The organism is Candidatus Hydrogenedentota bacterium, assembly GCA_016791475.1.
Lineage (GTDB): Bacteria > Hydrogenedentota > Hydrogenedentia > Hydrogenedentales > JAEUWI01 > JAEUWI01.
On the sequence record JAEUWI010000025.1, the window covers coordinates 73696 to 96178 of the forward strand.

Below are 22483 nucleotides of genomic sequence, written 5' to 3' on the forward strand. Positions count from 1 at the left end.
TCAGAAATCCCCCTTGCGGTTTTCAAAGTGCGTGGGCTTATTCAGGCTTGCGCCTCCGCGCACAACCCAATCCGCGATCCACTCCAACATTCGCTGCAAGGGCACGGTCGGATAGCCGAAGAGCGCGTGACCTTTCTGCCCATTGCTGAGGAGGGCATCGGGCGCTTCGTTGCCTTCGATGATCGCCTCCTTACCCATCAGCATGCCGAAAGTCTCCGCCGCGCGGCGCACGCTGATCTGCTCCGGTCCGGCGATATTGACCACCCACGCGGGCGTGGACGCATGCTCCAGCGCCAGCAACGACATCGCATTTGCGTCGCCCTGCCAGATGGCGTTCAGGCTGCCCATGGACACATCCACCACCTCGCCCGCGAAGACCTTGCGCGCCACGTCCACCAGAACGCCGTAGCGCATCTCGGTGGCATAGTTCAGCCGCAGCAGGCTCGTGGGAATGTTCTGCGTCTGGCAAAAATACTCGAAGATGCGCTCCCGCCCCATGGCGGTGACGGCGTATTCGCCCACGGGATGGAGTACGTCGGTCTCCACGGAGCCGCCGAGGGACAGGGGCGTGAGGCCATAGACGTTGCCCGTCGAGAACGCGGCGATGCGACTTTCGGAAAAGTGCTGGCACACCAGAGACGGCAACCACGTGTTCATCGCCCACGTCAAGGGCGCCTGGCCGCTCGCGCCGAATTTCATGCCGGTCATATAGACCACATTGGGCACTTTCGGTAAGGCGGTCACCTGCGCGGGGTCCAGCAGATCGCAGCGGATCGTCTCCACACCGTGGGCCTGCAATTCCGCCTCCGCGCGCGCGTCGCTGAAGCGCGAGGCCGCGATCACACGCCGTTTCATGCCCGCCTCCTCCGTCGCCCGTTTCGCCATCCGCGCCATCGTCGGCCCCATCTTGCCCCCCGCGCCGAGAAAGAGGGTATCCCCGTCCACTCGGCCCATCATGGCCACCAGCGCGGCCGTGGGACGACTCAGCAAATCTTCCAGGATTTCGACGGTGTCAATGGTCGCGGGAAACAGGGACATGGACGGGCTTTCTGCTGCGGTGCATACTGCGCGACGCGCCGTGGGTGATTGTCGAGGTCAACTGAGGGCCATGATGCCATATTGAAGAGCAGTAGTGCGACTAGGGAATTCGAATTCGAATAGCTTGTCAAAGTATTGTGTATGACATATAATTTCGAGTAAAGGGACTCATTATGGCTTCCATCACTATTTACGACGTGCCCGACGAGTTGAAGGACAGCCTTGAAGCGTACGCTGCGGAGCATGGTCTTACGTTGCAAGCTTACCTCCGTCAGGGAATCGCAAGAATGCCCGGTGCCAACACTGGGACCGGCGCAGATATCCTAGTTTTGGCGGATATTCTGTTTGGCGACTTCGGTGACACTCAACTTGACCTCTCCGGCCGCGAGTCGATTCGCCCTCCTGTCGAGTTCGACCCTTGATATTGCTGGACACCAACGTAGTATCGGAGCTCATGCGTGTCCCACGGAGCACGCGGGTTGACCAGTGGTTTTCGATCCAGGAGCGCACGGAGTTGGCCGTGTGTTCCATCTCTGTCGCGGAAATCGAGCGGGGGATCAATCGACTGCCTTCAGGTAGGCGACGAGACGGATTGCGGACTCGTTTTGATACGCTTGTTTCGCTCGGGTTTTCCACCCCGATACTACCGTTCGATAACACTTCCGCTCGCGAGTTCGGCGTGCTGGCGGCGAGACGGGAGAAAGCAGGGTTCAATACCAGTCCTCTGGACCTCATGATCGCCGCCATCGCCCTAACCCACAACGCCAAACTCGCCACGCGCAACACCCGCGACTTCGAAGGCTGCGGAGTCGAATTGATCAATCCCTGGCAGGAGACGGGACCGTCCTGAACGCAAGGGCACGAAGGCAACGCGCGGTAACCCAGCATGAGACCAGGGAATCGAGATGCGCCAACGCCGTCCGGGCGTTCGGGACCGTCCCGCGCGATTAAAGCGTGGGACAGTCCTATTCGGGTTGCACCGCCCTTGGTTTTATGGTGCCTGAGTTGCGAGGGCTGCCGTCGGGACTCAAATCCTCCTTTCTGGACAGTCCCATGCGCTACACCCCCGTGTGCCCGAAGCCGCCTTCGCCGCGCGCTGTGGCTTCCAAATCCTCCACTACGGTCCACTGCGCCTGGAGTACCGGCGCGATCACCATTTGGGCGATGCGGTCGCCCCGGTTGATCGTGAATGATTCCTGGCCGTGGTTGATCAGCAACACCTTCACTTCGCCGCGATAGTCCGCGTCGATTGTACCGGGGCTGTTGACCATGCTGATGCCGTGCTTGATGGCCAGACCGCTGCGTGGGCGCACCTGGGCCTCCGTGCCGGGCGGCAGGGCGATCCGTATACCCGCGGGCACCATGGCGCGCTGGCCCGGCGCGAGGGTGACGGGCTCAACGACCGCGGCGCGGAGATCCATGCCCGCCGCGTGTTCGGTTTCATAGGCGGGCAGCGGCAGGTCCTCGCAGCCCGGCTCCTGCCTTATCAGCACTTCCAACGTCTTCACAGCGCGATCCGATCGGGCATGGTGTCGCTCTTCGGCCCGAGCACGAGCAGGGCGCACTGGTCCGGCTGGAAAATGGATACCGCACACGACTGAATATCGGCGGCCGTGATCGCGTCCACCTTTTCGACGATGTCCGACATGGGGATGAGCTTGCCGTAGTACATGATGGATTTGGCCATGCGCGCCATGCGGGTGAAGGTGCTTTCCATGGCCATAAGCATGCCGCCTTTGATCTGCTCGCGGTTCATTTCAAGCTCCTCCTCGGAGATGCCCCCGTCGCGCAGCTTTCGGAGTTCCTCAAAGGTCAGGTCGAGGGTCTTGCCAAGTTGCTGTGGCGCGACGGCGGCGTACACGCCGATGGCGCCGCTACGCATGTAGAAAGAGTCGAAGGTGTAAATGCTGTACGCCAGGCCTTCGTCTTCGCGAATGCGCTCGAAGAGGCGCGATGTGGATCCGCCGCCGAGGATGTTGCTGGTCATGTCGAAGGCGTACTTCCTGTCGTCGTAAAGCGAGGGCGCGGGAAACGCGAGTGTTATGTGGGATTGAGCGATGTCGCGCTCAACGGAAACGATGCCGCCGTTGAAACGGGGCGCCTCGCCGGGCCCTTCGGCGGCGGCGCGGGAAATTCCCTCAAATTCGCGGCGCACCTGCTCCAGCACGGCCTGCGTATCGATATTGCCCGCGATGGAGAAAACCATGTTTTCAGGGCGGTACCAGCGCTGGAAGAAGTCCACCACGTGGTCGTACTCCAGCGCGGAAACGGATTCCGCGGTGCCGGAAATCGAGCGGCCCAGCGGGTGATCCGGCCAGTGGTGCTCCGTCATGAGATCGTGCACGTATTCGTCGGGTGTATCTTCGACGGAGGCGATCTCTTCGAGGATGACATTGCGCTCCTTCTCCAGATCGGCAAAGAGCGAGTTCTTCACGATATCGGCAAGGATCTCGATGCCGGTGGCGGTGTACTTGTCGAGCACCTTTACGTAGAGGCAGGTGTACTCCCGCGCTGTAAAAGCGTTGAGTTGCCCGCCCCGGCTCTCCACCGCCTCCATGATCTCATGCACGTTGCGTGTCTTGGTGCCCTTGAAAAACAGATGTTCAAGAAAGTGGGCGATGCCGCTCTCCGCCGCCGTCTCGTTGGCCGATCCGGTGCGGATCCAGATACCCGCGCTTGCGGAGTGGAGATAGGGGAGGCGTTCCATGCACACGGTCATGCCGTTGGCCAGGGTGGTAATTTCCGCCGCATCGCGCGGATAGGTAATCTCGCTCAAAAGTTGTTGTCCTTTGGTAAATCCGGCCGCCTGGAGGTCCGGGCCGCGCCGCTGCGGCCGGCGCGGCCCACGCCAAAGCGTTAAATGAAGATGGCGCTTCCACGCGGAAGCGCCATCATAGGGGTACAGGTGCCTATCTGCGGCCGCCGCCGCCGCCGCTGCGGCCACCACCACCGCCACCGCCGCGATTGCGATCACCACCGCCGCGTCCGCCGCGATCACCGCCGCCACGTCCGCCGCGATCGCCGCCGCGCCCGCCGCGGTCACCACCACGATCGCCACGATCGCCACGGTCACGGCTCGCTTCCTTCTTCTCGAGTTCGCTGGCGTCCACACGGCCCAACTCGACGTCGGCCTGAACCTTGGAAAGGTTCACGCGGCCCATCTTGTCGATCTCGATAACCTTGATGTCGATCTCGTCGCCGACGTTGACCACGTCGGTCACTTCCGCCACCCGACCGGGGGCCAGTTCGGAAATGTGGATGAGACCTTCCTTATTGCCCACCACCGTGCAGAACGCGCCGAAGTTCATGATGCGCGTGATCGTGCCCTGGTAGATGGCGCCGACTTCCACTTCCGCCGTAATCTCGCGGATGAGGTCGATGGCCGCCTGCGCGCTCGCCGCGTCCACGGCCGCCACGTTGATCGTGCCGTCGTCTTCCACGCTGATTTCCGAGCCGGTCGTGGCCTGGATCTCGCGGATGACTTTGCCTCCCGGTCCGATGATGTCGCGAATCTTGTCCACATCGATCTTGATCGTGTAGATGCGCGGCGCGTAGGGCGAAAGCTCGGCCCGCGGCGTGGAGATGCACTCGTTCATCTTGCCCAGAATATGCTGGCGGCCGGCTTTGGCCTGCTCCAGGGCCTTCTGCATGGTCGCGCGGGAAAGGCCCTTGATCTTGGTGTCCATCTGGAAGGCCGTGATACCGTTCTCGGTACCGCACACCTTGAAGTCCAGATCGCCCAGATGGTCCTCGTCGCCCAGGATGTCGCTGAGGATGCAGATGTCGTCACCCTCTTTAATCATGCCCATGGCGATACCGGCCACCGGCGACTTGATCGGGATGCCCGCGTCCATCATCGCCAGCGTGCCGCCGCAGACCGACGCCATGGAGCTGGAGCCGTTGCTTTCGGTCACCTCGGAAACGATGCGAACGGTGTAGGGGAAGTCCTTCAGACTGGGGTCTTCCGCGCGGGCATCTTCGGATACAAAGGGCACCATGTTCATCAGGGCGCGCTCGGCCAGCTTGCCGTGGCCGATTTCGCGGCGGCCGGGGCCCGAAATACGGCGCACTTCACCCACCGACCAGGAGGGGAAGTTGTAGTGCAGGAAGAAGCGACGGAACTCGTCGCCCGTGAGCTCGTCGAAGCGTTGCTCGTCCCGCGTGGTGCCCAGGGTTGCGGTCACAATCGTCTGGGTTTCGCCCCGTGTAAAGAGCGCGGAACCGTGGGCACGGGGCAGGATGCCCACCTCAATGCTGATATTCCGGATCTCGTCCAGCGCGCGGCCGTCCATGCGGCGCTGGGTCTCGATAACCTGCTGGCGCATGACCCGCTTCTTCATCTTCTCGAAAGCGGCCTTCGCGTCGCCTTCGCGCTCGGCGTAGAGTTCCTCGCCGTATTTCTCGGCCAGTTTCGCCAGCGCTTCATCTTTCAGCGCGTCGATGGTGCCGTAGCGCAGGGCCTTCTCGGAGATGGCCTGGGCTTCGCGGACGCGACCGGCATACGCCTCGATCTCGGCGACGACTTCGTCGTTCAGATTCACTTCGGCAACCGGCATCTTCTCGACGCCCGCCTTCTCGCGGAGCTCGTGGATGCAGGTGATGATTTTCTGGATGTGGGCGTGGCCGAATTCCAGCGCGTCGAGCATCAGGGACTCGGGCACTTCGTGGGCGTGGCCCTCCACCATCGTGATGGCGTCATAGGTGCCGGCAATGACGATATCGATCTCGCTGTGGGGCATCACGTCGATGCCGGGATTGACGACAAGCTGGCCGTCGATCATGCCGACGCGCACGGCGCCGATGGGCTCGACAAGGGGCACCTTGGAGATGTGCAGCGCCGCGGAGGCCGCGTTGATGCTGAGCACGTCGGGATCGTTGACGTTGTCGGCCGACATGACCGTCTGGCAGACCTGAAGTTCATTCAGGAAGGCCTTGGGGAACAGGGGGCGCAGCGGGCGGTCCGTCATGCGGCAGATGAGAATCTCGCGCTCCGAGGGGCGCGCTTCGCGCCGGAAGAAGTTTCCGGGAATCTGGCCCACCGCATAAAACTTCTCGCGATAGTCCACGGTCATGGGGAAGAAATCCTGCCCCGGTTTGGTGTCCGGTGCGACGCACACGGCGCTGAGCACCATGGTATCGCCACTGCGGCAGATGATCGAACCGTGCGCCTGCTTGGCGATGCGGCCCGTTTCGAATTCCAGCGTGACGTCGTCAAGCTGTACCGAAAGGCGTACTAGTGACATTGTAGTTGACTCCTTGGACACAGTATCGCCTCCCACAACGACCCAGCCCGTATTTTCGATTGTTCTGTCTCTTCGTTCGTTCTTCCATGCACCGATTGCGGTGCAACGCGCACGAGGGGCGCGGAGCGGTCGCCGGAGCATCTGCTGCTGGCCCCGACCGGACCGCCAAACAACTTGGGGCGGCGTTGCCGCCGCCCCAAGGGCATTTTACTTACGCAGGCCAAGCTCGGCGATGAGCGCGCGATAGCCTTCGAGGTTGTTCGTCCGGAGGTAGGCCAGCAAGTTGCGGCGCTTGCCCACCATGCGCAGCAGGCCGCGCTGTCCGGCGAAGTCTTTCTTGTGGATCTTGAAGTGTTCCGTCAGGTGATTGATCCGGGTCGTCAGCAGTGCAATCTGCACTTCGGTCGAGCCCGTGTTGGTCTCGGCCCCGCCGAACTTCTGGATCAACTCCTGCTTCTTCTCTTTTGCAATGGACATGTTCTTTTCACCTTTTCTGTTATTCGCCCGCAGCCAAGTCAGCCGTCGGTGAGTTCGGCAAGCCGAGCCGGGGGCACCTTCACATTCTCACACCGGCACGGCGCCGGCGCGAGCTTATTTGTCGCTGAGCGCGGCAACACCCGGGAGGATCTTGCCTTCCAGCATCTCCAGGGAGGCACCGCCGCCCGTGGAAACGTGGGCCATCTTGTCCGCCAGTCCAAACTGCACCACCGCCGCCGCGGTGTCGCCGCCGCCGATGATGCTGATGATGGACGGGTTCTCCGCAAGCACGTCGGCGATGCCGCGCGTGCCCTTGGCAAAATTCTCCATCTCGAATACGCCCACCGGGCCGTTCCAGACCACGGTCGCCGCCTTCTTGATGGCTTCGCTGAAGAGTTCCAGGGTCTTCGGGCCGATATCCAGCCCTTCCCAACCGTCTTCGATCTCGCCCAGGCCAACCACTTTCGTGTTGGCGTCGTTCGAGAAGGCGTCGGCTACGATGTTGTCCACCGGAAGCAGCAATTCGATGCCCTTCTCTTTCGCCTTTTCGATAACCTTCAGCGCCGTGTCCAGACCGTCCTTATCAAGGAGCGAGTTGCCAATCGCATAGCCCTGGGCCTTCATGAAGGTGTAGGCCATGCCGCCGCCGATGATCAGCGTATCCACCAGATTCAGCAGGTTGTCGATGACCGTGATCTTGTCGGACACCTTCGCGCCGCCGAGAATGGCCACCAGCGGACGCTTCGGGTTGCTCAGCACACCGCCGATGTAGGCGATCTCCTTCGCCACCAGGAAGCCCGCGGCGCTCTGGCCGATAAACTTCGTCACGCCTTCGGTAGAGGCGTGGGCCCGGTGAACCGTGCCGAAGGCGTCGCTGATATACACATCCGCCAGCTTTGCCAACTGCTCCGACAGCGCCGGATCGTTGGCCTCTTCACCCGGATTGAAGCGGGTATTTTCCAACAACAGGATGTCGCCCGGCGCGAGCTTCGCCACGGCCGCTTCCACCTCGGGGCCGACGATATCGTCCACCTTGGTGACGTTGCCGCCGACGAGCGCCCGAAGGCAATCCGCCACGGGGTCCATCTTCAGCTTGCTGTTGTCCTTGCCGGGTTTCGGCCGACCCAGGTGGGACATGAGAATGAGCTTCCCGCCCTGGTCGCGGACATACTGGATGCTCTTGAGCGCGGCCACAATGCGGGTGTCATCCCGCACGGTGCCGTCCTCATTCTGGGGGACGTTGAAGTCCACCCGCATGAGCACCGTCTTGTCCTTCAATTGAAGGTCGTCAATACTGAGCTTGTTCATGGGATCAACCGGCCATCTTCTTGAAGAGGTCGATGCAACGGTTGGAGTAGCCCATTTCGTTGTCGTACCAGGAGATGACCTTCACCAGGTTGCCCGCGATGACGGAGGTGCACTGGGCGTCGAACACGCTGGAGTGCGGGTTGCCGATCACGTCCACGGAAACGATCTCGTCTTCCGTGTACTGGAGAATGCCCTTCAGGGGGCCTTCCGCGGCGGCCTTCACGGCGGCGTTGATCTCTTCCGCCGTCACGTCCTTCGACAGCTCGGCGGTCAGGTCCACCACGGAACCGTCGATCACGGGAACGCGCAGGGCCATACCGTCCAGCAGGCCCTTCAGGGCGGGGAGTACTTCACCGACCGCACTGGCGGCGCCGGTGCTGGTGGGGATGATGCTCTGGGCGGCGGCGCGGGCGCGGCGCAGGTCGGCGTGGGGCTGATCCTGGGCGGGCTGGTCATTGGTGTAGGCGTGGCAGGTCGTCATGAGACCGCGCTTGATGCCGAAGGACTCGTGGAGCACCTTCGCCAGGGGGGCCAGGCAGTTGGTGGTGCAGCTCGCGTTGGAGACGATCTTGTCAGTCGCCTTCAGGGTGTCGTCGTTCACGCCCATCACGATAACCGCATCGATGGCATCTTTCGGGGGCACGCTCAGCAGCACCTTCTTGGCGCCCGCCTGCAGGTGCATCTCGCACTGGGCCTTCGCGCGGAAGATACCGGTGGATTCAAGCACGATGTCAACGCCCATCTCGCCCCAGGGAATTTCCGCGGGGTTCTTGATGGCCGTAATCTTGATTTCCTTGCCATTGACGACGATCGCATCACCCTTGGCTTCGACGGTGCCCTTGAAGTTACCGTGCACGCTGTCGTACTTCAGCAGGTGGGCCAGGGTCTTGGCGTTGGTCAGGTCGTTGATGCCCGCCACTTCAAAGCCGGGCGTTTCCAGCAACAGCTTGAATACGTTGCGGCCGATGCGGCCGAAGCCGTTGATACCAATCTTTGTAGCCATGAGTACATTCCTTTCGCTCGTTTTAATGCAGGATCAGCAGGCATCGCTCTGATGCCGCGACGCGGTTCCCCGGCGGTCCGCTGCTGTGTCAGAACTTCTGGGTGGAGAGAAAAAGAGGCGGCGCGTGGGGCGCGAGGCGGTACTTGGGGAGGCTCCCCGAAGCAGGGCCGAAAGGGGGGATTTTCCAGCCGGTGGTGTTGATTGCAACCCCGTCCTCGCTCGCAGGGCACTTCTTTTCTCATCCAAATTGAGAGAAGTATGGCACATCCCCGAAATGCAAGTCAATTAGTTCTCGGGCGCGGGCTGGGGCGCGTGGGCCGGCCCCGGGATGCTCTCGGAAAAGATGTTGATGTGCCGCCATCGCTCGCTCCGGAAACGCCACCACATGAAGCAGCTCAGCACAAAAATATACACCGCCGCCCCCACCCAGGCCCCGAGCGCGCCGCCGTTGTAGCGGAAGGCCAGCACCGTCGCACAGGGGATAAACACCACATAGGCGCTCAGGAAGGTCACCACCAGCATCCAGCGGGTATCGCCCGCGCCCCGGAGCGCCCCGCTCATGACAATCACAATCGCGTCGAAAATCTGAAACACGGCCGCCACAATAAGTAACTGATGGCCCAGGCTCAGCACCAGTGCCTCTTCGGGATCGAAAACCAGCGCGATCAAATCGCTCCCGAAAATACCAAATAGGGCCCCCATCACCACCATGTAGGACATGCCCATCCGCAGTGCCGTGTACGTGCGGGCTTTCGCGCGCTCAAAATCCTGGCGACCGATATATTGCCCGACAATGGCCGATACCCCCTGATTCAGGGCAAAAGCCGGGATGAAAGAAAGCTGCATGAAGCTCAAGGCCACATTGTTCGCCGCCAGCGGCACCGCGCCCAGCCGGCCCACCACAAAACTGATGAAGATACTCCAGTTGGCCACATCCAGAAACATCATGCCGCCCGCGGGGCCGCCGACCCGCACCAACTCCACCGCCTTCGCCCGATCAAAGCCCATTTCGCCCCGCGTGTTGAACTGGCGATGGAAAGGTCCGCTCAGGAACACGGCAAAAAGCAGGAAGAACTGGAGATACATGGAGGCGTTGGTGGCCCATGCCGAACCCGCGATACCCAAGGCGGGCGCGCCCCAGTTGCCAAAGATCAACATGTAGTTGAGCACAACATTCACCGCCGTACCAATGATCGCCATGACCATCGGCACCACCGCATAGTTGGAAGCTTGGAAGAAGACCGCCAGCGTCGTGACGAAGGCAAGTGGCAGATAGCTGAAAATTCGCGGCTGGAAATACTCCAGTTCGAGCCGGGTAACCTCCGCCTCGTGCCCCATGAGCCCGAACAGGTAGGGGGCCAGGGGATAAAAGACGATGGATATCAGACCCGCGATCAGGGAAAGATACAGGCCCTGCCAGGCGTAGCGCGCGCAAAGGTGGGGCTCGTCACGACCAATACACTGGGCCACAAAGGTACCCACACAGCCCACAATTCCCAGGAGGAGCGTGCTCACCGTATACGACCAGATGCTCGCCGACCCCACCGCGGCCAACTCTTCCGTTCCGAGCATGTTCACCATGACCCGGTCCGTAAACTCCATCACCGCGAAAGAGAGCGACCCCAGGACAATGGGGCCGGACATGACGGTAATTTCACGCACACCGGTCCAGCGTGATTCATCCTTCTGGTGCACTACGGAACTCACTACGTTGACTGGCCTCGTTTACCCATCTCGCCCAAAACGCCCTAGGGTAACACACTTCAGGGCCGAAAGGCATTCTTGAAAGGCCCAGGACCGGAGACGAAAGTCGAGGGCGCGTCCGATAATGACTATCGACTATCAACTGACTACGCATAACGCACTGGACTTTTTCGACGATTCCGTGTAGCCTCAATGTATGGCACTGATCGGACTTCACATAAACGACCCTGCCAATCGCCTCACGTTGAAGGCCATGTTGGAATTGGAGGGGCACAGGATCCTCGAAGGTGATGTGGGTACACCCCTGCTCATTACCGACGACTTGGACAGGGCGGCAGACCGTGTTTCAGACGCAACCACGGTTCTGGTCCTCTGCACCTCCGACGAGGTCGGACGCGCGGTGGACGCCATGAAGAAGGGCGTATACGGGTACATATTCCTCCCTTTCCAGCCGGGCGAAGCGGGCCTCATGGTGCAACGCGCCCTGGGCGGCAGCTCGACGGAGTCGGGTGCGGCCCCCGCTCCGGAAAGCCCCCTGCGCCGCCTGGAGGACGTCGAATCGGAGTACATCCTCGGCGTGTTAAGGCGCTGTAAGAACAATCAGGCCCGGGCCGCCCGCGTTCTCGGCATCGGGCGGAACACCCTCTGGCGTAAACTGCGCAAAATCGAGACCTTCAGAAAGATGGCCGGCCAGCCCCCGCTGGACTGAGGCCGGGCCATATCCCATTTGCCAAGCCCGATCACGCTTATCCGATTTTGCCTCCCTTGCTCTGCTATACTCTTGCCAGCTTCAACCCGGAAATCCTCCCCATGACCCAACTCGGCTGGCACAGCCTCGGAACCGCCTTCGACTGCACCTGCGGCGAACGCCACGAGCTCCCCATCGAACGCTGCACCATCGGCGAAAACGCCGCGCGGGATCTGGCCGACTTCGCCAAGACCCGCTGCGGTCGCCGCGCCCTCATCGTGTCCGACGAAAACACCCAGGAAGCCGCCGAAGGCCGTGTCCACGAAGCGTTGCACGATTCGGGTATCGCCTTCGACGAAAAAACCTACGGCGCGCAGCCTTTCGAGGCCACCCAGGAGCAGGCCAATATCGTGGCCGAGGAAGGACGCCACGCGGACTTCTATGTGGCCATCGGCGCGGGCACCCTGTGCGATCTCGCCAAGGACGCCGCCAACAAACAGGGCAAGCCCGTACTTCTCTACCCCACCGCCGCCTCCATGAACGGCTACACCTCCGCCATCGTGGCCCTGAAGGTAAAGGGCCTGAAGCGCACCCTGCCCTGCAAGCCCGCCCTCGGCGTTTTCGCCGACCCCGCCGTGGTCGCCACCGCCCCCCAACGCATGGCCGCCGCGGGTGTCGCCGACTTCCTCTCCAAGTGCTCCTCCGCCGCCGACTGGCGCGCGGCCCATCTGCTCCGCGGCGGTTATTATTGCGACCGCCCCCGCGAGTTCAACGACGGCATCCAGGAGCGCCTCTTCCAGCAGGCCCAGGCCATCGGTCAGGGCGACCCGGAGGGCATCCGCCTTGTTCTGGAGGCCCTGCTCCTAAGCGGCTTCGGCATGGTCATCGCCGGCTCCTCCGCCCCGGCCTCCGGCGGCGAGCACCTCATATCCCATTACCTCGACATGAAGCACGCCCTCTACGGCACTGGCCAGGATCTCCACGGCGCCCAGGTGGGCGTCGCCACCATACACACCCTCGGCCTCTGGGAAAACGTGCTCGCCCTCGATCCCGCCGACCTCGACGGTGAATCCCTTTTTGCCCGGCAGCCCGGCGAGGATGAAATTGAAGCCAGTATCTTTGCCGATTGGGGCAAAGAAGTCGGCAAGGAAGTCCTCGGCCAGTGGCGGGAAAAGCGCCTCGACCGTGAAGCTTTCCTGCGCGAAATTGAAGTCTTCAAGACCATGCTCCCCCGTCTGCGCGAAGAGGCCCGGCGCGAATTGCAACCCGCCGCGATCGTCACTGAGTGCATCCGCGCCTGTGGTGGACCTGTGAGCCCGGAAGCCTTAACCGTCTCCACCGAGGAATATCACAACGGCGTGGCGCGGGCGCGCTACCTGCGCAACCGCTTCACCATCCTCGACCTCGCGGCGGAGCTCGGCCTGGCATGAACGGCCTGTGGGCGATTTGCCTGCTTGTCGCCGCCATCGACGGCACCACCAGCCCGCCGCCCCCCCTGCCGGTCTCACACCTCATTCCCGAATCCCTCAGCCGGTTGCTGGCCACCCGTCCCGAGCTGCTCCAGCACCACGAAGGCTATTTGAAGCAATTGGCCGCGCGCCCGGCCCTGGGCGCAGCGGAAACGGCCTGGTGGCAGGCCAGCACCGCGCCCGCCCTCCGGAGCCTGGCCCTCCACTTTGAAGAGGCCCTGGCCGACAACGACACGGCCTCCCTCCGATTCGACGCCTTCTACAAGGCCCTGTACGAAAACCCGGAGATGCGGAGCGCCGTGGAAACCCTGGTGCGCACGGAACTGGAGCGGGCGCGAACCGATCGCAGCCTCCCCGCCGCTCTCCGCTTCATCCGCGCGAACCCGGACATCGGTCTGCGCTTCCTGAAGGATCCAAAGCAGGTCCGCCCCCTCCCCGCGCCGCTGGACGCCGCCTACAAGGCCTTTGAACGCCAGCCCGAGTGGCGCGCCGCCCTCTTCACCGCGCTCGACGCCATCGCCCACCTCCCCGATGCCCACATGACCATTTTCCCGTGGTGGCGCGAACTCGACGCACTTGAATCCAAAACCGAATCCGCCGCACTGGATGACGCGCTTCAGGAACGGCCCAATGAATACTGGAAATGGCACCAGCGAAACCTGAGCCTCGCCAACGTGGAGCAAGCCGCGCCCTGGATGCGCTACTGGAGCAGCCTCATCCACCGCGATCCCGAACTCGCCAAAGAATACGGGCCCTTCATGACCCGATTGCTCGAAGAGCCCGAAATGCTGCGCCAGCACCTGGTCGACTTGCAGGAAAAGGAGGGGGATGACACCGCAAGAACCTGGCCACCGGATTCAGCCCCGCCGCGCCTGGAACCGCTGTCGGAGGACGATGCCCCCGAAAAAATGCGCCGCGCCATCGAACGCCCGACGGTTGAGCGACCCAACATCGAACGCCCTCAGCGCCCCGCCATGGACCGGCCCCAACGCCCGACCAGGCCCACCGCACCCTCCGGATCGGCGACCAGGACACGGTAGCCGATTGACCCCACGTGTCGAAATGCTGTCACGCCTTCGATGCTGACGTCTACCGTCCCCGCCGCAAGACATGCCGGACCATTTCGCGCTCCAGCGTATTCAACGTTCCCAGCATACCATGCATCACGCCATACACTACGACGCCAACTACAATGGCCAGCCCCATACTCCACGGGGCCGCATACCACGCCGCAACGCCCATCACCGCGCTCGCCAGCAGCGTACGCAGCGCCAGCACGCCCAGCCGCCCATCCGTCAGCTCCCGGCGCAGGCCAATCCCAAACATCAGGCTGACCGCAAGATTGGCCGCCACGGCCACCCCCGCGAGCCCCGCCACGCCGAAGCGCGGAATGAGTACCAGATTCCCCGCAACGCTGACCACGGCCGCTACGCCCAGACTCGCCACCACGAACCAGTTCCGATGCGCGGCGTAGAGCATTTCCTGCGCCAGACTGTTGAAATAAAAGGAGGGCACCACGAAACAGAGCAGCCGCAGCACGAAGGCATACTGCTCCAGCGCGGGATCGTCGCCCGTAAGCAGCAGCATCACCGGGCGCGCCAGCACGGCGAGCCCCAGCGCCATGGGACAGGCCACCAGCACCGCCAGCCGCACGGAAGTCGCCTTGAGCTGCTGGAACTGACCGCTATCCGTGTGGGTCAGGCGACAGAGCGCCGGGAAGACCGCCGTGCCCCAGAGACTCGCGACCATCAGCAGCGGCTCCATCAGGCGCTGGGGTGGCGCATAAATCCCCGCATCGGCCTCGCCGCGCAACCATTCCAGCAACACAATATCCGACTTGAAATAGATCCAACTGCATAGCATCGCGACCGTAAAGGGGACGCACTCCCGGGCCTGCGCGATCACCGCGCCCGGATGCAAGTGGGGCCGCTGCCAGCCCCCCACGCGAACGGCCACCGCCGCGCACAACAACAGCCCCAGCCCATTGGCCAGCGCGAGGATGGCATGGGCCTGGGCCGCGCTCCCCGGTTGGCCCAGCAGCAGATACACCAACAGCACCTTTGCCGCGCCCACGCCAATGTTCATAACCGCGATCAAGCCCATTCGCTCCCGGGCGATCAGCAGGGACTCGAAGGGCTGCTGCAATGCCCAGAGAAACACCACAGAGACGCCCGCCCAGAACGCGGCAGACTGGAGAGCATCCCCACGCTGGACAAGCCAGATCAGCCCGAGGCAGAGAGACGACAGCGTCCCCGTGACCACGAGCGAGGTCCACACTTGATCCCAGGCGTGGGTCGCGTCCCGCGCTATCTCGCGCACGAGCAGCCGCTGAATGCCCAGCGTCGCGAAGACCGTAAAGAATGAGGCAAAGCCCAGCGCCGCGCCAAATTGCCCCTGACTTTCGAGCGAAAGGGCCCGAAAAATCAGCCCGCTCTGCACCATGGCCATGGCGAGCCCGACCACGCGCGATAGGATAAGCAACGCCGCATTCAGCCCCACGCGGGTAGACGTGGAAACATCGCTCATGGCCGCTCCAACACGGCGCGATAGGCCGCCAACAGGGCCTGCGCGCTGTGCGCCCAGGTCATGCCCTGCGCCCGATTCCACGCCGCTTCCACGCGCGCCCCCTCGGTGCCGCGGTCAAGCAGCAATCGCTCCAGACCCGCGTCGAGACTTTCATCGTCCTCCGGCTCCACCAGAATACCCGTATCCCCGATCACCTCGGGCAGGGACGACACATTGGAGGTCAGCACCGGCACACGCGCGGCCATGGCCTCCAACACCGGCAGACCGAATCCCTCATACAGCGAAGGATAAACGCAGCCCCGCGACCCCCGCAGCAGCGCCACCGCGTCTTCGCGGGGAAGATAGCCCGTGCGAATCACATCCTTTTCCAATCCATGCCGCGCAATCGCCTCCAGCACCGGCCCGAACATCCAGCCCTCGCCGCCCGCCAGCACAAGCCGGGGCGCCGCATGGCGAGCGCGCAGGCGGGCATAGGCCTCCACCAGCCGCTTCAGATTCTTTCGCGGCTCCAGCGTGCCCAGATGAATCCAGTAGGGTCCGTCCACGCCATGGCGCTGGCGCACGTCGGCAAGTTGGGCTTGATCCAGCGGGCCACTGAACTCTTCCAGCATCACGCCCCCAGGTACCACATGAACCTTAGCCGGGTCGGCTTGCAGCAGATCGATCACATCCATCCGGCAGCTCTGAGAAATGGCGAGGATGCCGTCCGCCCTGGGCACCGCGTGGGTCAGCAGCTTTCGGTGCAGCGCGAGGGAAGCATCTTCATGGATCGCCGACCGGCGCATGCCCGCAAGATCAAAAATAGTGACCACGCGCTTCGCGCGGCGCGATGGCGGCAGGAGATGGAAGCCGCCGTGCACAATATCCGTCTCTCCAAGCCACCATGACATGGACGGCCATTCCACGCGGGTCCACAGTTCATTTTTCAAGCGCGTGGGAATGCGCTGTCCGGAAAATCGCGACGCCCTTGCGCCAAACCCATGAACCTCCTCCGGAAGTGGCTTCGCCGCGCACGCAAAGACCCGAAGATCAAGCCCGGGCGAAGTGCGCAGCAGCGCGTCGAAAAGATGCGCCGTGTAATACCCCACTCCCGTAATCGGGCGCGAAGCAAGGCAACTAAGATCGGCGGCGATGGAAAAAGAGTTCACAAGAGTGGCCTTACAATTTCGGGTGACCAAAGGGCGCCCGGAGTATACCAGTGGTCAGTTGACAGTTGACAGTTGACAGTTGACACCAATGCCCCACAAGACCCACAAGACCCACAAGACCCATAAGACCCATAAGACCCATAAGACCCATAAGACCCATAAGACCCATAAGACCCATAAGACCTCTGCCCACTGTCAACTGCCAACCAACCTGTGGCATACTGCGCCACACACGCCGGGGCAGTGCCTTCCACCTTCCCGCTTGCGAAACAAAGGAACCCATCCATGAAAGTCCTCATCATCGGCGCCGAGGGCCAACTCGGCCAGGATCTCTGCGCCGTGTTTGCCGACACCGAAGTCCATCGCGCGGGACGCGACCGACTCGACATCGTTGACGCCGCCGCTGCGGACGCGCTCATCACCCACGAAGTCAGGCCCAATCTCGTGATCAACACCGCGGCGGCCCACAATGTGCCCGTTTGCGAACAGGAACCCGCCCTGGCCTTTGCGGTCAACGCGACCGGCTCGCGGAATCTGGCCATGGCCTGCAAGGCCGCGGGGGCGCGCCTGGTCCACGTAAGCACGGACTACGTCTTCGGCGACGGCGGCTCGAAGCCCTACGTGGAAAGCGATCTCCCCCGGCCGCTCAACGTCTATGCCGCGAGCAAGGTGGCCGGCGAGCATCTCATTGCGTCCGTGCTCGAAGACCATCTCATCGTGCGAACCGCCGCGCTCTATGGCAACGCCCCCTGCCGCGCGAAGGGCGGACGCAATTTCATCGGCACCATGCTCCACCTCGCCGCCACGCGCCCCGAGGTAAAGGTCGTGACCGACGAGATTTCCACGCCGACCTGGACGCTCGCGCTCGCACGCCAGATTCGCCTCCTCGCTGAAAAGGGTGAGCCGGGCCTCTACCACGCCACCTGTCAGGGCGCATGCTCGTGGTTTGAATTCGCCCAGGCCATCTTCGAAGAGACGGGGACGAAGGTGACCCTCAGCCCCACCACCTCGGCGGCCTTCCAGTCGCCCGTGCGCCGCCCGGCCTATTCGGTGCTGGAGAATAAACACGCCCAGGATCAGGGCCTCGACATCATGCCCCCCTGGCGCGAGGCGCTGAAGGACTACCTCGCGATCCGCACGGAAGAGTGACCAAAGCTCAAAGGCCATTCCCTATGTGCAGGGACATCAGGGACGGCAGCGACAGCAGGTCTCTCAACTCTCCAGGTCCGCCATCGGCCTGCTGTCTTCGACGTCGCTGCCATCCCTGCAATTATGGCACTGGACCTGGCCCCCTAAAGCCCCATCTTCTCATGCACCTCGGAGACCCGGCGCAAAAACCAGCGCGGCAATCGCTTCTCCCGCTTGCCGAGTTGTACCCCCGCATAGCGCGCCGCAAAGGAAAGCAGCGACAGCGCCACGCAATCGATTCGCCCGCGCTTCGCAAAGTGGCTGAGATCCGTCTTCACCCGCGCCAGACCATAGCGCAGTTCACCGCCGATCTCCGGATTGTTCAAGATCCCGATGCGCGACAGGGACAGGCCATTGTCCAGCGCAAACTTAAACTCCCCCCAGAGGCTCCGCTCGTGTCCGTGGATCACTTCCGCCTCGGGCTCGTAAATTACCTGATAACCCGCCATCAGGATGTCGCGACACAGGCCTTGGTCTTCGGCGAGCAGCAATTCCTCGTTCCACCGAAAGCGTTCCCAGAGCGCGCGCCGCACCGCCCCGTTGGCGTTGGAAAAGCGAAAGTGGCCCGGATTGAATCGCGTGATCTCCTTCGGATCACGCACCTGCCGCTTTTCGGAATATTCACTCGCCAGGCTCTGGGTGCGAAGCGCCCCCATACCCTTCGGCGCGGTCTGCTTGCCATACACGGCCCCCACGCGGGGATCGGAAAAATGACCCGCGAGCTTTTGCAGCCACCGCTCATGCACGGGAAACGCATCGCCCGAAAGCATCACAAGGATCTCCCCCGTGGCAAGGGATGCCGCCAGATTGCGCGTGCGCCCGTGGTGAAACGCCGCCGGCGGAATCTCGCGGATGACCGCGCCGTGTTCCCGCATGAATTCAACGGTGCCATCCGTCGATCCCGAATCCACACAGATATACTCGACCGAGCCGGGGTAGTCTTGCGCGAGAATCATGGGAAACATGCGCTCAAGATTGCTACGCTCGTTTTTCACCACGAAGAGAATGGAAACACCGGGGGCCTCGGCGCCCGAGGCCGGGGACTCGATCATGGCACCACGTTTCCAACCCGACCAATGGCCTCGTGAATGCTGTCGATGCGGGCGCGCACCTTCGCGGCGGCGGCGGCATCGCCCTTCTGCTCCTGGGCGCGCGCCAGCCGATCAAGAAGGTACACATTGTTCTCCGACTGCCCCAGGGCCCGCTCAAGAAAGGGAATCGCCTCGGCCGGCCGCGCAGCCTTGAGCAGGGCTTCCGCCGTGTATTGAGGTAGCGTGGCATTCTCTGGAAATTGCGCCACCGCTTTCGCGCCGAAATCTGCCGCTTCGTCGAAACGCTTCATTTCAATCAGCGACCAGACAATGTCCAGACGAGGCCCAACACCGGGATCGCCCTTCGCCACCGCCTGGGTGAAGTTGGCGTAGGCCAGCTCCCACTGATTCATGCGGTAGTGAATGCCGCCCGCGTAGGCATAGGGCTCATAGACGTCCGGGGCGAGTTCTTTGGCCTTCTCCACCTGTTGCAACGCACCCAGATAATCCTTGGACTCCAGCAGCACAATGGCCTCGCCGAGGTAGGTGCGATAGTCGTTCGCCCGCAGATCCGCCGCGTAGGAGGCCAGCCTAAAATCGAAGAGGGCGATAGCCACGGCGCCGATCACCCAGAGCATCGCCCAGGTGATGAGGATACGGCCAGGATGCTTGAAGGTCGGCCTGTGCATCAGAGCGCCCCCTTGCCGCTGAGCACGATGCGCACCGTGGACAGGAGCACCCGCAGATCCACGTCCATCGACAGGGTATTGATATACACCAGGTCATAACGGAGCCGGTCTTCCGGCGTGGAACTGTAGCCCCCCAGCACATGGGAGAGACTCGTGAGTCCCGGGCGCACCACCAGGCGGCGGTCAAAGAGCGGTAGGGTGCCGCGCTGCTGGTCGTAGTATTCTTTCCACACCGGACGCGGCCCCACCAGGCTCATGTCCCCCTTCAACACGCTGTAAAGCTGGGGGATCTCGTCGATCCGGTGCTTGCGCAGGAAGCGGCCCACCGGGGTAATCCGGGGATCATCCTTCTGCGCGAGCACGTGGCCCGCTTCGTCCATCAGCGGTACGCCATCGTGCATGGATCGGAATTTGTAGATCGTAAAAGGCCGCCCCCCCTTGGAAAGACGCTGCTGGGTATAGAAGATTGGCCCCGGCGAACTCACCTTGATCGCCGCCGCCGCCGCCAGGCAGATTGGAGTCGCCAGCAACAGGCCGATCGCCGACACCACGATATCCGTCAGCCGCTTCGCATACAGGTACGGGCTCGTGGTCTGCTCGCCCGCAACGCGGACCAGCGGAATCCCCGCCACGGGAAGCAGGTTCCCGTGGTGCAGCAACAGCGCGCTGCTCAGGCTGGGGTGCACATAGGTGTCTCGAAAGCGCCGCTCGCAAAACTCGAGCAGCGCGTGAAGGCGCTTCTCCTGATCGTCCCCCGCGCAGATAATGACGCTGTGGATACCCGTGCGCGTCGGCGAGCCCGCGCCTTCGCCCGCATCGCACTCCGCCACCAGTTCTTCAAAAGTCACGCACCGCGCATCCGCCACGGCGGATCGATCCTGTGCGATCTCCATCGCGATGCGACGGGCTTCGTCCGCCTCGCCCACCACATAGAAGAGGCGATGGAGGCTGTCAAAGCGCGCCGCCAGAGAGGCCAGGCCATACTGCCACACACTCAGCAGCACCGCCGCCGTCGGCAGGCTGAGAATCAATTCCCGGCGCGAAACAACCCGCATCTCGACCGGCACCAGCGTCACCAGCAATAAGGTGGCCACGCCCGTGGTCAGCAGGGCGATGAGCGTGTGGTAGATGAGGTCGAAGCGATCCGTAAGGCGGGACACGTTCAGACGGCCGGTCATGACGGCGGCAATCGCGAAGATGGCCACGCAGACCAGACGGTCGCGCTGGATCAGGGCGAAGTCCACGTGGGTAAGCGTATCCAGTCGCGAGGGCGTCACCAGACTCAACGCGGCAAAGTACAGCAGCAAGTCCGTCATGAAGGACAAGGTGCTTACCCAGCGTTGTTCGCGAATCCCTGGCAACGAATTACCCTCCTGAACACCCGCGCACACGGCATTAAATCACATGCGCGCAACTACTTAAGTCTATCAAAATCAGGGCATTGTGCGCAAGACAAGACGGGTTGGCCACCTCCATACTGCGAATTCTGGACAACCGTCAATAAACTTGTTTTCCCGTCCACGCCATGCTAGGCTGATCGTGGAATCCTGGCAATCAAGGTGAATCACAACACTGGCAACCCGTTCCGGGCGTTTGAGGAGGTAGCTCTATGGCCGAAATTGACAAGTATTTCCGATTGATGGTCGAGCATGGCACGTCGGACTTGCACCTGTGCACCGGCTGCAAGCCCATGTTCCGAAAAGATGGTTCGATTGTTCCGCTTAAGGCGGATGAGGAAGTGACGGCGGAGCGTGCGGAACAGCTCCTCTTCGAGATTACCCCCGAAAAAAACCGAAAAGAGTTCAACGACACGAACGATACCGACTTCGCTTACGCACTGGAGGGTTATGGGCGATTCCGCGCCAACATCTTCCGCGATCACAAGGGCGTCGGGGGCGTGTTCCGCCTGATTCCTTCGGAGATTCTCACCTTCGAACAACTTAAACTGCCCGTGGCCCTCAAGAAATTCTGTCAGCTCCACAAGGGCCTGGTACTGGTGACCGGGCCCACCGGCAGCGGTAAGTCGACCACCCTGGCGGCCATGATCGACTACATCAACAAGAATCGCTCGGACCACATCATCACCATTGAAGACCCGATCGAATTCGTTCACCAGAACCAGCGCTGTCTCATAAACCAGCGCGAAGTGCACAACCACACCCTGGGCTTCAAGAACGCCCTTCGCGCCGCCCTGCGCGAAGACCCGGATATTGTGCTCGTGGGCGAAATGCGCGACCTGGAAACGACCCACATCGCCATCGAAACGGCGGAAACCGGCCACCTGGTCTTCGGCACCCTCCACACCACCACGGCCATCTCCACCGTGGACCGCCTCATCGACATTTTCCCCTCGGGTCAGCAAGCTCAGATACGCACCATGCTCTCCGCCGCCCTCAAGGGCGTCGTGGCCCAGAACCTGCTCAAGAAGAAAGGCGGCGGTCGCGTGGCCGCGCTGGAAGTGCTGGTGGTGAACGCCGCCGTGAGCATGCTTATCCGAGAGGGCAAGACCGCGCAAGTTATGAGCATCATGCAGACGGCCAAGAAAGAAGGCATGACGCTCCTGAACGACGAACTCGCCCGCTTTGTGAAAGAAGACGTGATCGAGCCGGCCGAAGGCTACTCCAAAGCCGTCGACAAAGAAGGTTTCATGAAAGCGCTGGAAGGCGTCGGCGTGCAGTACAAGCCCCCGACGGCGGACTGAGCACCCCGATCAGATTGCCAGGCCCGACAGGCGGAAGATTCCCCGGAATCTTCCGCCTTCTTCATGGGCAAGCCGCCATCCAATGAAGCTCAATCCGGAATTCTCCACGGGCCAGCCCCACACGACCCACACGACCCACACGACCCACACGACCCACACGACCCACACGACCCACACGACCCACACGACCCACACGACCCATACGACCCATACGACCCATACGACCCATACGACCCATACGACCCATACGACCCATACGACCCATACGAC

Annotated in this window: 20 protein-coding genes; 7 read left to right on the top strand and 13 right to left on the bottom strand. The window is 62.4% G+C overall.

What is annotated here, in order from left to right; all coding sequences use genetic code 11:
- On the bottom strand, positions 1-1038 hold the full coding sequence (locus tag JNK74_14735) for an NAD(P)-dependent oxidoreductase (GenBank protein ID MBL7647439.1): 1038 nt from the start codon (positions 1036-1038) through the stop codon (positions 1-3).
- Between the two features lie 173 nt (positions 1039-1211).
- Here JNK74_14735 and JNK74_14740 point away from each other — a divergent pair, with 173 nt between their 5' ends.
- Both JNK74_14740 and JNK74_14745 read left to right on the top strand, forming a co-directional pair.
- Positions 1212-1460 carry a hypothetical protein gene (locus tag JNK74_14740; GenBank protein MBL7647440.1) on the top strand — a complete coding sequence of 83 codons (249 nt, stop codon included), beginning with the start codon at positions 1212-1214 and terminating at the stop codon, positions 1458-1460.
- Positions 1457-1888, top strand: coding sequence for a type II toxin-antitoxin system VapC family toxin (locus JNK74_14745; GenBank protein ID MBL7647441.1), 432 nt, complete (start codon positions 1457-1459; stop codon positions 1886-1888). Before JNK74_14740 ends, JNK74_14745 begins: the two co-directional genes overlap by 4 nt.
- Positions 1889-2096: 208 nt before the next feature.
- Here JNK74_14745 and dut read toward each other — a convergent pair whose 3' ends face one another.
- The 6 genes from dut to JNK74_14775 form a co-directional block, all read right to left on the bottom strand.
- Positions 2097-2537, bottom strand: a complete 441-nt coding sequence (gene dut, locus JNK74_14750; protein MBL7647442.1) for a dUTP diphosphatase — start codon at positions 2535-2537, stop codon at positions 2097-2099.
- Positions 2538-2542: 5 nt separating this feature from the next.
- Positions 2543-4111: an insulinase family protein gene (locus JNK74_14755; GenBank protein ID MBL7647443.1), complete on the bottom strand. Its 1569-nt coding sequence runs from the start codon at positions 4109-4111 to the stop codon at positions 2543-2545.
- 2377 nt (positions 4112-6488) lie between these two features.
- Positions 6489-6758, bottom strand: a complete 270-nt coding sequence (gene rpsO / locus JNK74_14760) for a 30S ribosomal protein S15 (GenBank protein ID MBL7647444.1) — start codon at positions 6756-6758, stop codon at positions 6489-6491.
- Between the two features lie 114 nt (positions 6759-6872).
- Positions 6873-8066 (bottom strand): phosphoglycerate kinase, encoded by a 1194-nt coding sequence (locus tag JNK74_14765; GenBank protein MBL7647445.1) that lies wholly within the window; start codon positions 8064-8066, stop codon positions 6873-6875.
- Positions 8067-8070: 4 nt separating this feature from the next.
- Positions 8071-9069 carry a type I glyceraldehyde-3-phosphate dehydrogenase gene (gene gap, locus JNK74_14770; protein MBL7647446.1) on the bottom strand — a complete coding sequence of 333 codons (999 nt, stop codon included), beginning with the start codon at positions 9067-9069 and terminating at the stop codon, positions 8071-8073.
- A gap of 285 nt (positions 9070-9354) precedes the next feature.
- Entirely contained in the window at positions 9355-10776 is a 1422-nt protein-coding gene (locus JNK74_14775; GenBank protein ID MBL7647447.1) for an MATE family efflux transporter, read from the bottom strand.
- 193 nt (positions 10777-10969) lie between these two features.
- Between JNK74_14775 and JNK74_14780 the strand changes: the two genes are divergently transcribed.
- From JNK74_14780 to JNK74_14790, 3 genes are all read left to right on the top strand, one after another.
- Positions 10970-11482, top strand: a complete 513-nt coding sequence (locus JNK74_14780; protein MBL7647448.1) for a hypothetical protein — start codon at positions 10970-10972, stop codon at positions 11480-11482.
- A gap of 101 nt (positions 11483-11583) precedes the next feature.
- Positions 11584-12891 carry an iron-containing alcohol dehydrogenase gene (locus JNK74_14785; GenBank protein ID MBL7647449.1) on the top strand — a complete coding sequence of 436 codons (1308 nt, stop codon included), beginning with the start codon at positions 11584-11586 and terminating at the stop codon, positions 12889-12891.
- Positions 12888-13970, top strand: a complete 1083-nt coding sequence (locus tag JNK74_14790; protein ID MBL7647450.1) for a hypothetical protein — start codon at positions 12888-12890, stop codon at positions 13968-13970. The genes JNK74_14785 and JNK74_14790 overlap by 4 nt, the downstream gene beginning before the upstream one ends.
- A 49-nt stretch (positions 13971-14019) precedes the next feature.
- Here the strand turns inward: JNK74_14790 and JNK74_14795 are convergent, their stop codons facing one another.
- Together JNK74_14795 and JNK74_14800 are read right to left on the bottom strand one after the other, a co-directional pair.
- A complete protein-coding gene (locus JNK74_14795) occupies positions 14020-15456 on the bottom strand; it encodes a polysaccharide biosynthesis protein (GenBank protein MBL7647451.1) in 1437 nt (478 codons plus the stop codon).
- On the bottom strand, positions 15453-16604 hold the full coding sequence (locus JNK74_14800) for a glycosyltransferase family 4 protein (GenBank protein MBL7647452.1): 1152 nt from the start codon (positions 16602-16604) through the stop codon (positions 15453-15455). Before JNK74_14800 ends, JNK74_14795 begins: the two co-directional genes overlap by 4 nt.
- A 285-nt stretch (positions 16605-16889) precedes the next feature.
- Between JNK74_14800 and rfbD the strand changes: the two genes are divergently transcribed.
- Positions 16890-17753, top strand: coding sequence for a dTDP-4-dehydrorhamnose reductase (rfbD, locus tag JNK74_14805; protein MBL7647453.1), 864 nt, complete (start codon positions 16890-16892; stop codon positions 17751-17753).
- A 143-nt stretch (positions 17754-17896) separates the two neighbouring features.
- Here rfbD and JNK74_14810 read toward each other — a convergent pair whose 3' ends face one another.
- Genes JNK74_14810 through JNK74_14820 form a run of 3 tightly spaced genes read right to left on the bottom strand, consistent with a single transcriptional unit; the run spans position 17897 to position 20873 of the window.
- Entirely contained in the window at positions 17897-18844 is a 948-nt protein-coding gene (locus JNK74_14810) for a glycosyltransferase (GenBank protein ID MBL7647454.1), read from the bottom strand.
- Positions 18841-19512: a tetratricopeptide repeat protein gene (locus JNK74_14815; GenBank protein MBL7647455.1), complete on the bottom strand. Its 672-nt coding sequence runs from the start codon at positions 19510-19512 to the stop codon at positions 18841-18843. Before JNK74_14815 ends, JNK74_14810 begins: the two co-directional genes overlap by 4 nt.
- Entirely contained in the window at positions 19512-20873 is a 1362-nt protein-coding gene (locus JNK74_14820; GenBank protein ID MBL7647456.1) for a sugar transferase, read from the bottom strand. Before JNK74_14820 ends, JNK74_14815 begins: the two co-directional genes overlap by 1 nt.
- 248 nt (positions 20874-21121) lie before the next feature.
- On the opposite strand from JNK74_14820, the gene JNK74_14825 reads away from it, so the two are divergent.
- Positions 21122-22213, top strand: coding sequence for a type IV pilus twitching motility protein PilT (locus tag JNK74_14825; protein MBL7647457.1), 1092 nt, complete (start codon positions 21122-21124; stop codon positions 22211-22213).
- 61 nt (positions 22214-22274) lie between these two features.
- Here the strand turns inward: JNK74_14825 and JNK74_14830 are convergent, their stop codons facing one another.
- A complete protein-coding gene (locus JNK74_14830; protein ID MBL7647458.1) occupies positions 22275-22442 on the bottom strand; it encodes a hypothetical protein in 168 nt (55 codons plus the stop codon).
- Between the last annotated feature and the right edge of the window lie 41 nt (positions 22443-22483).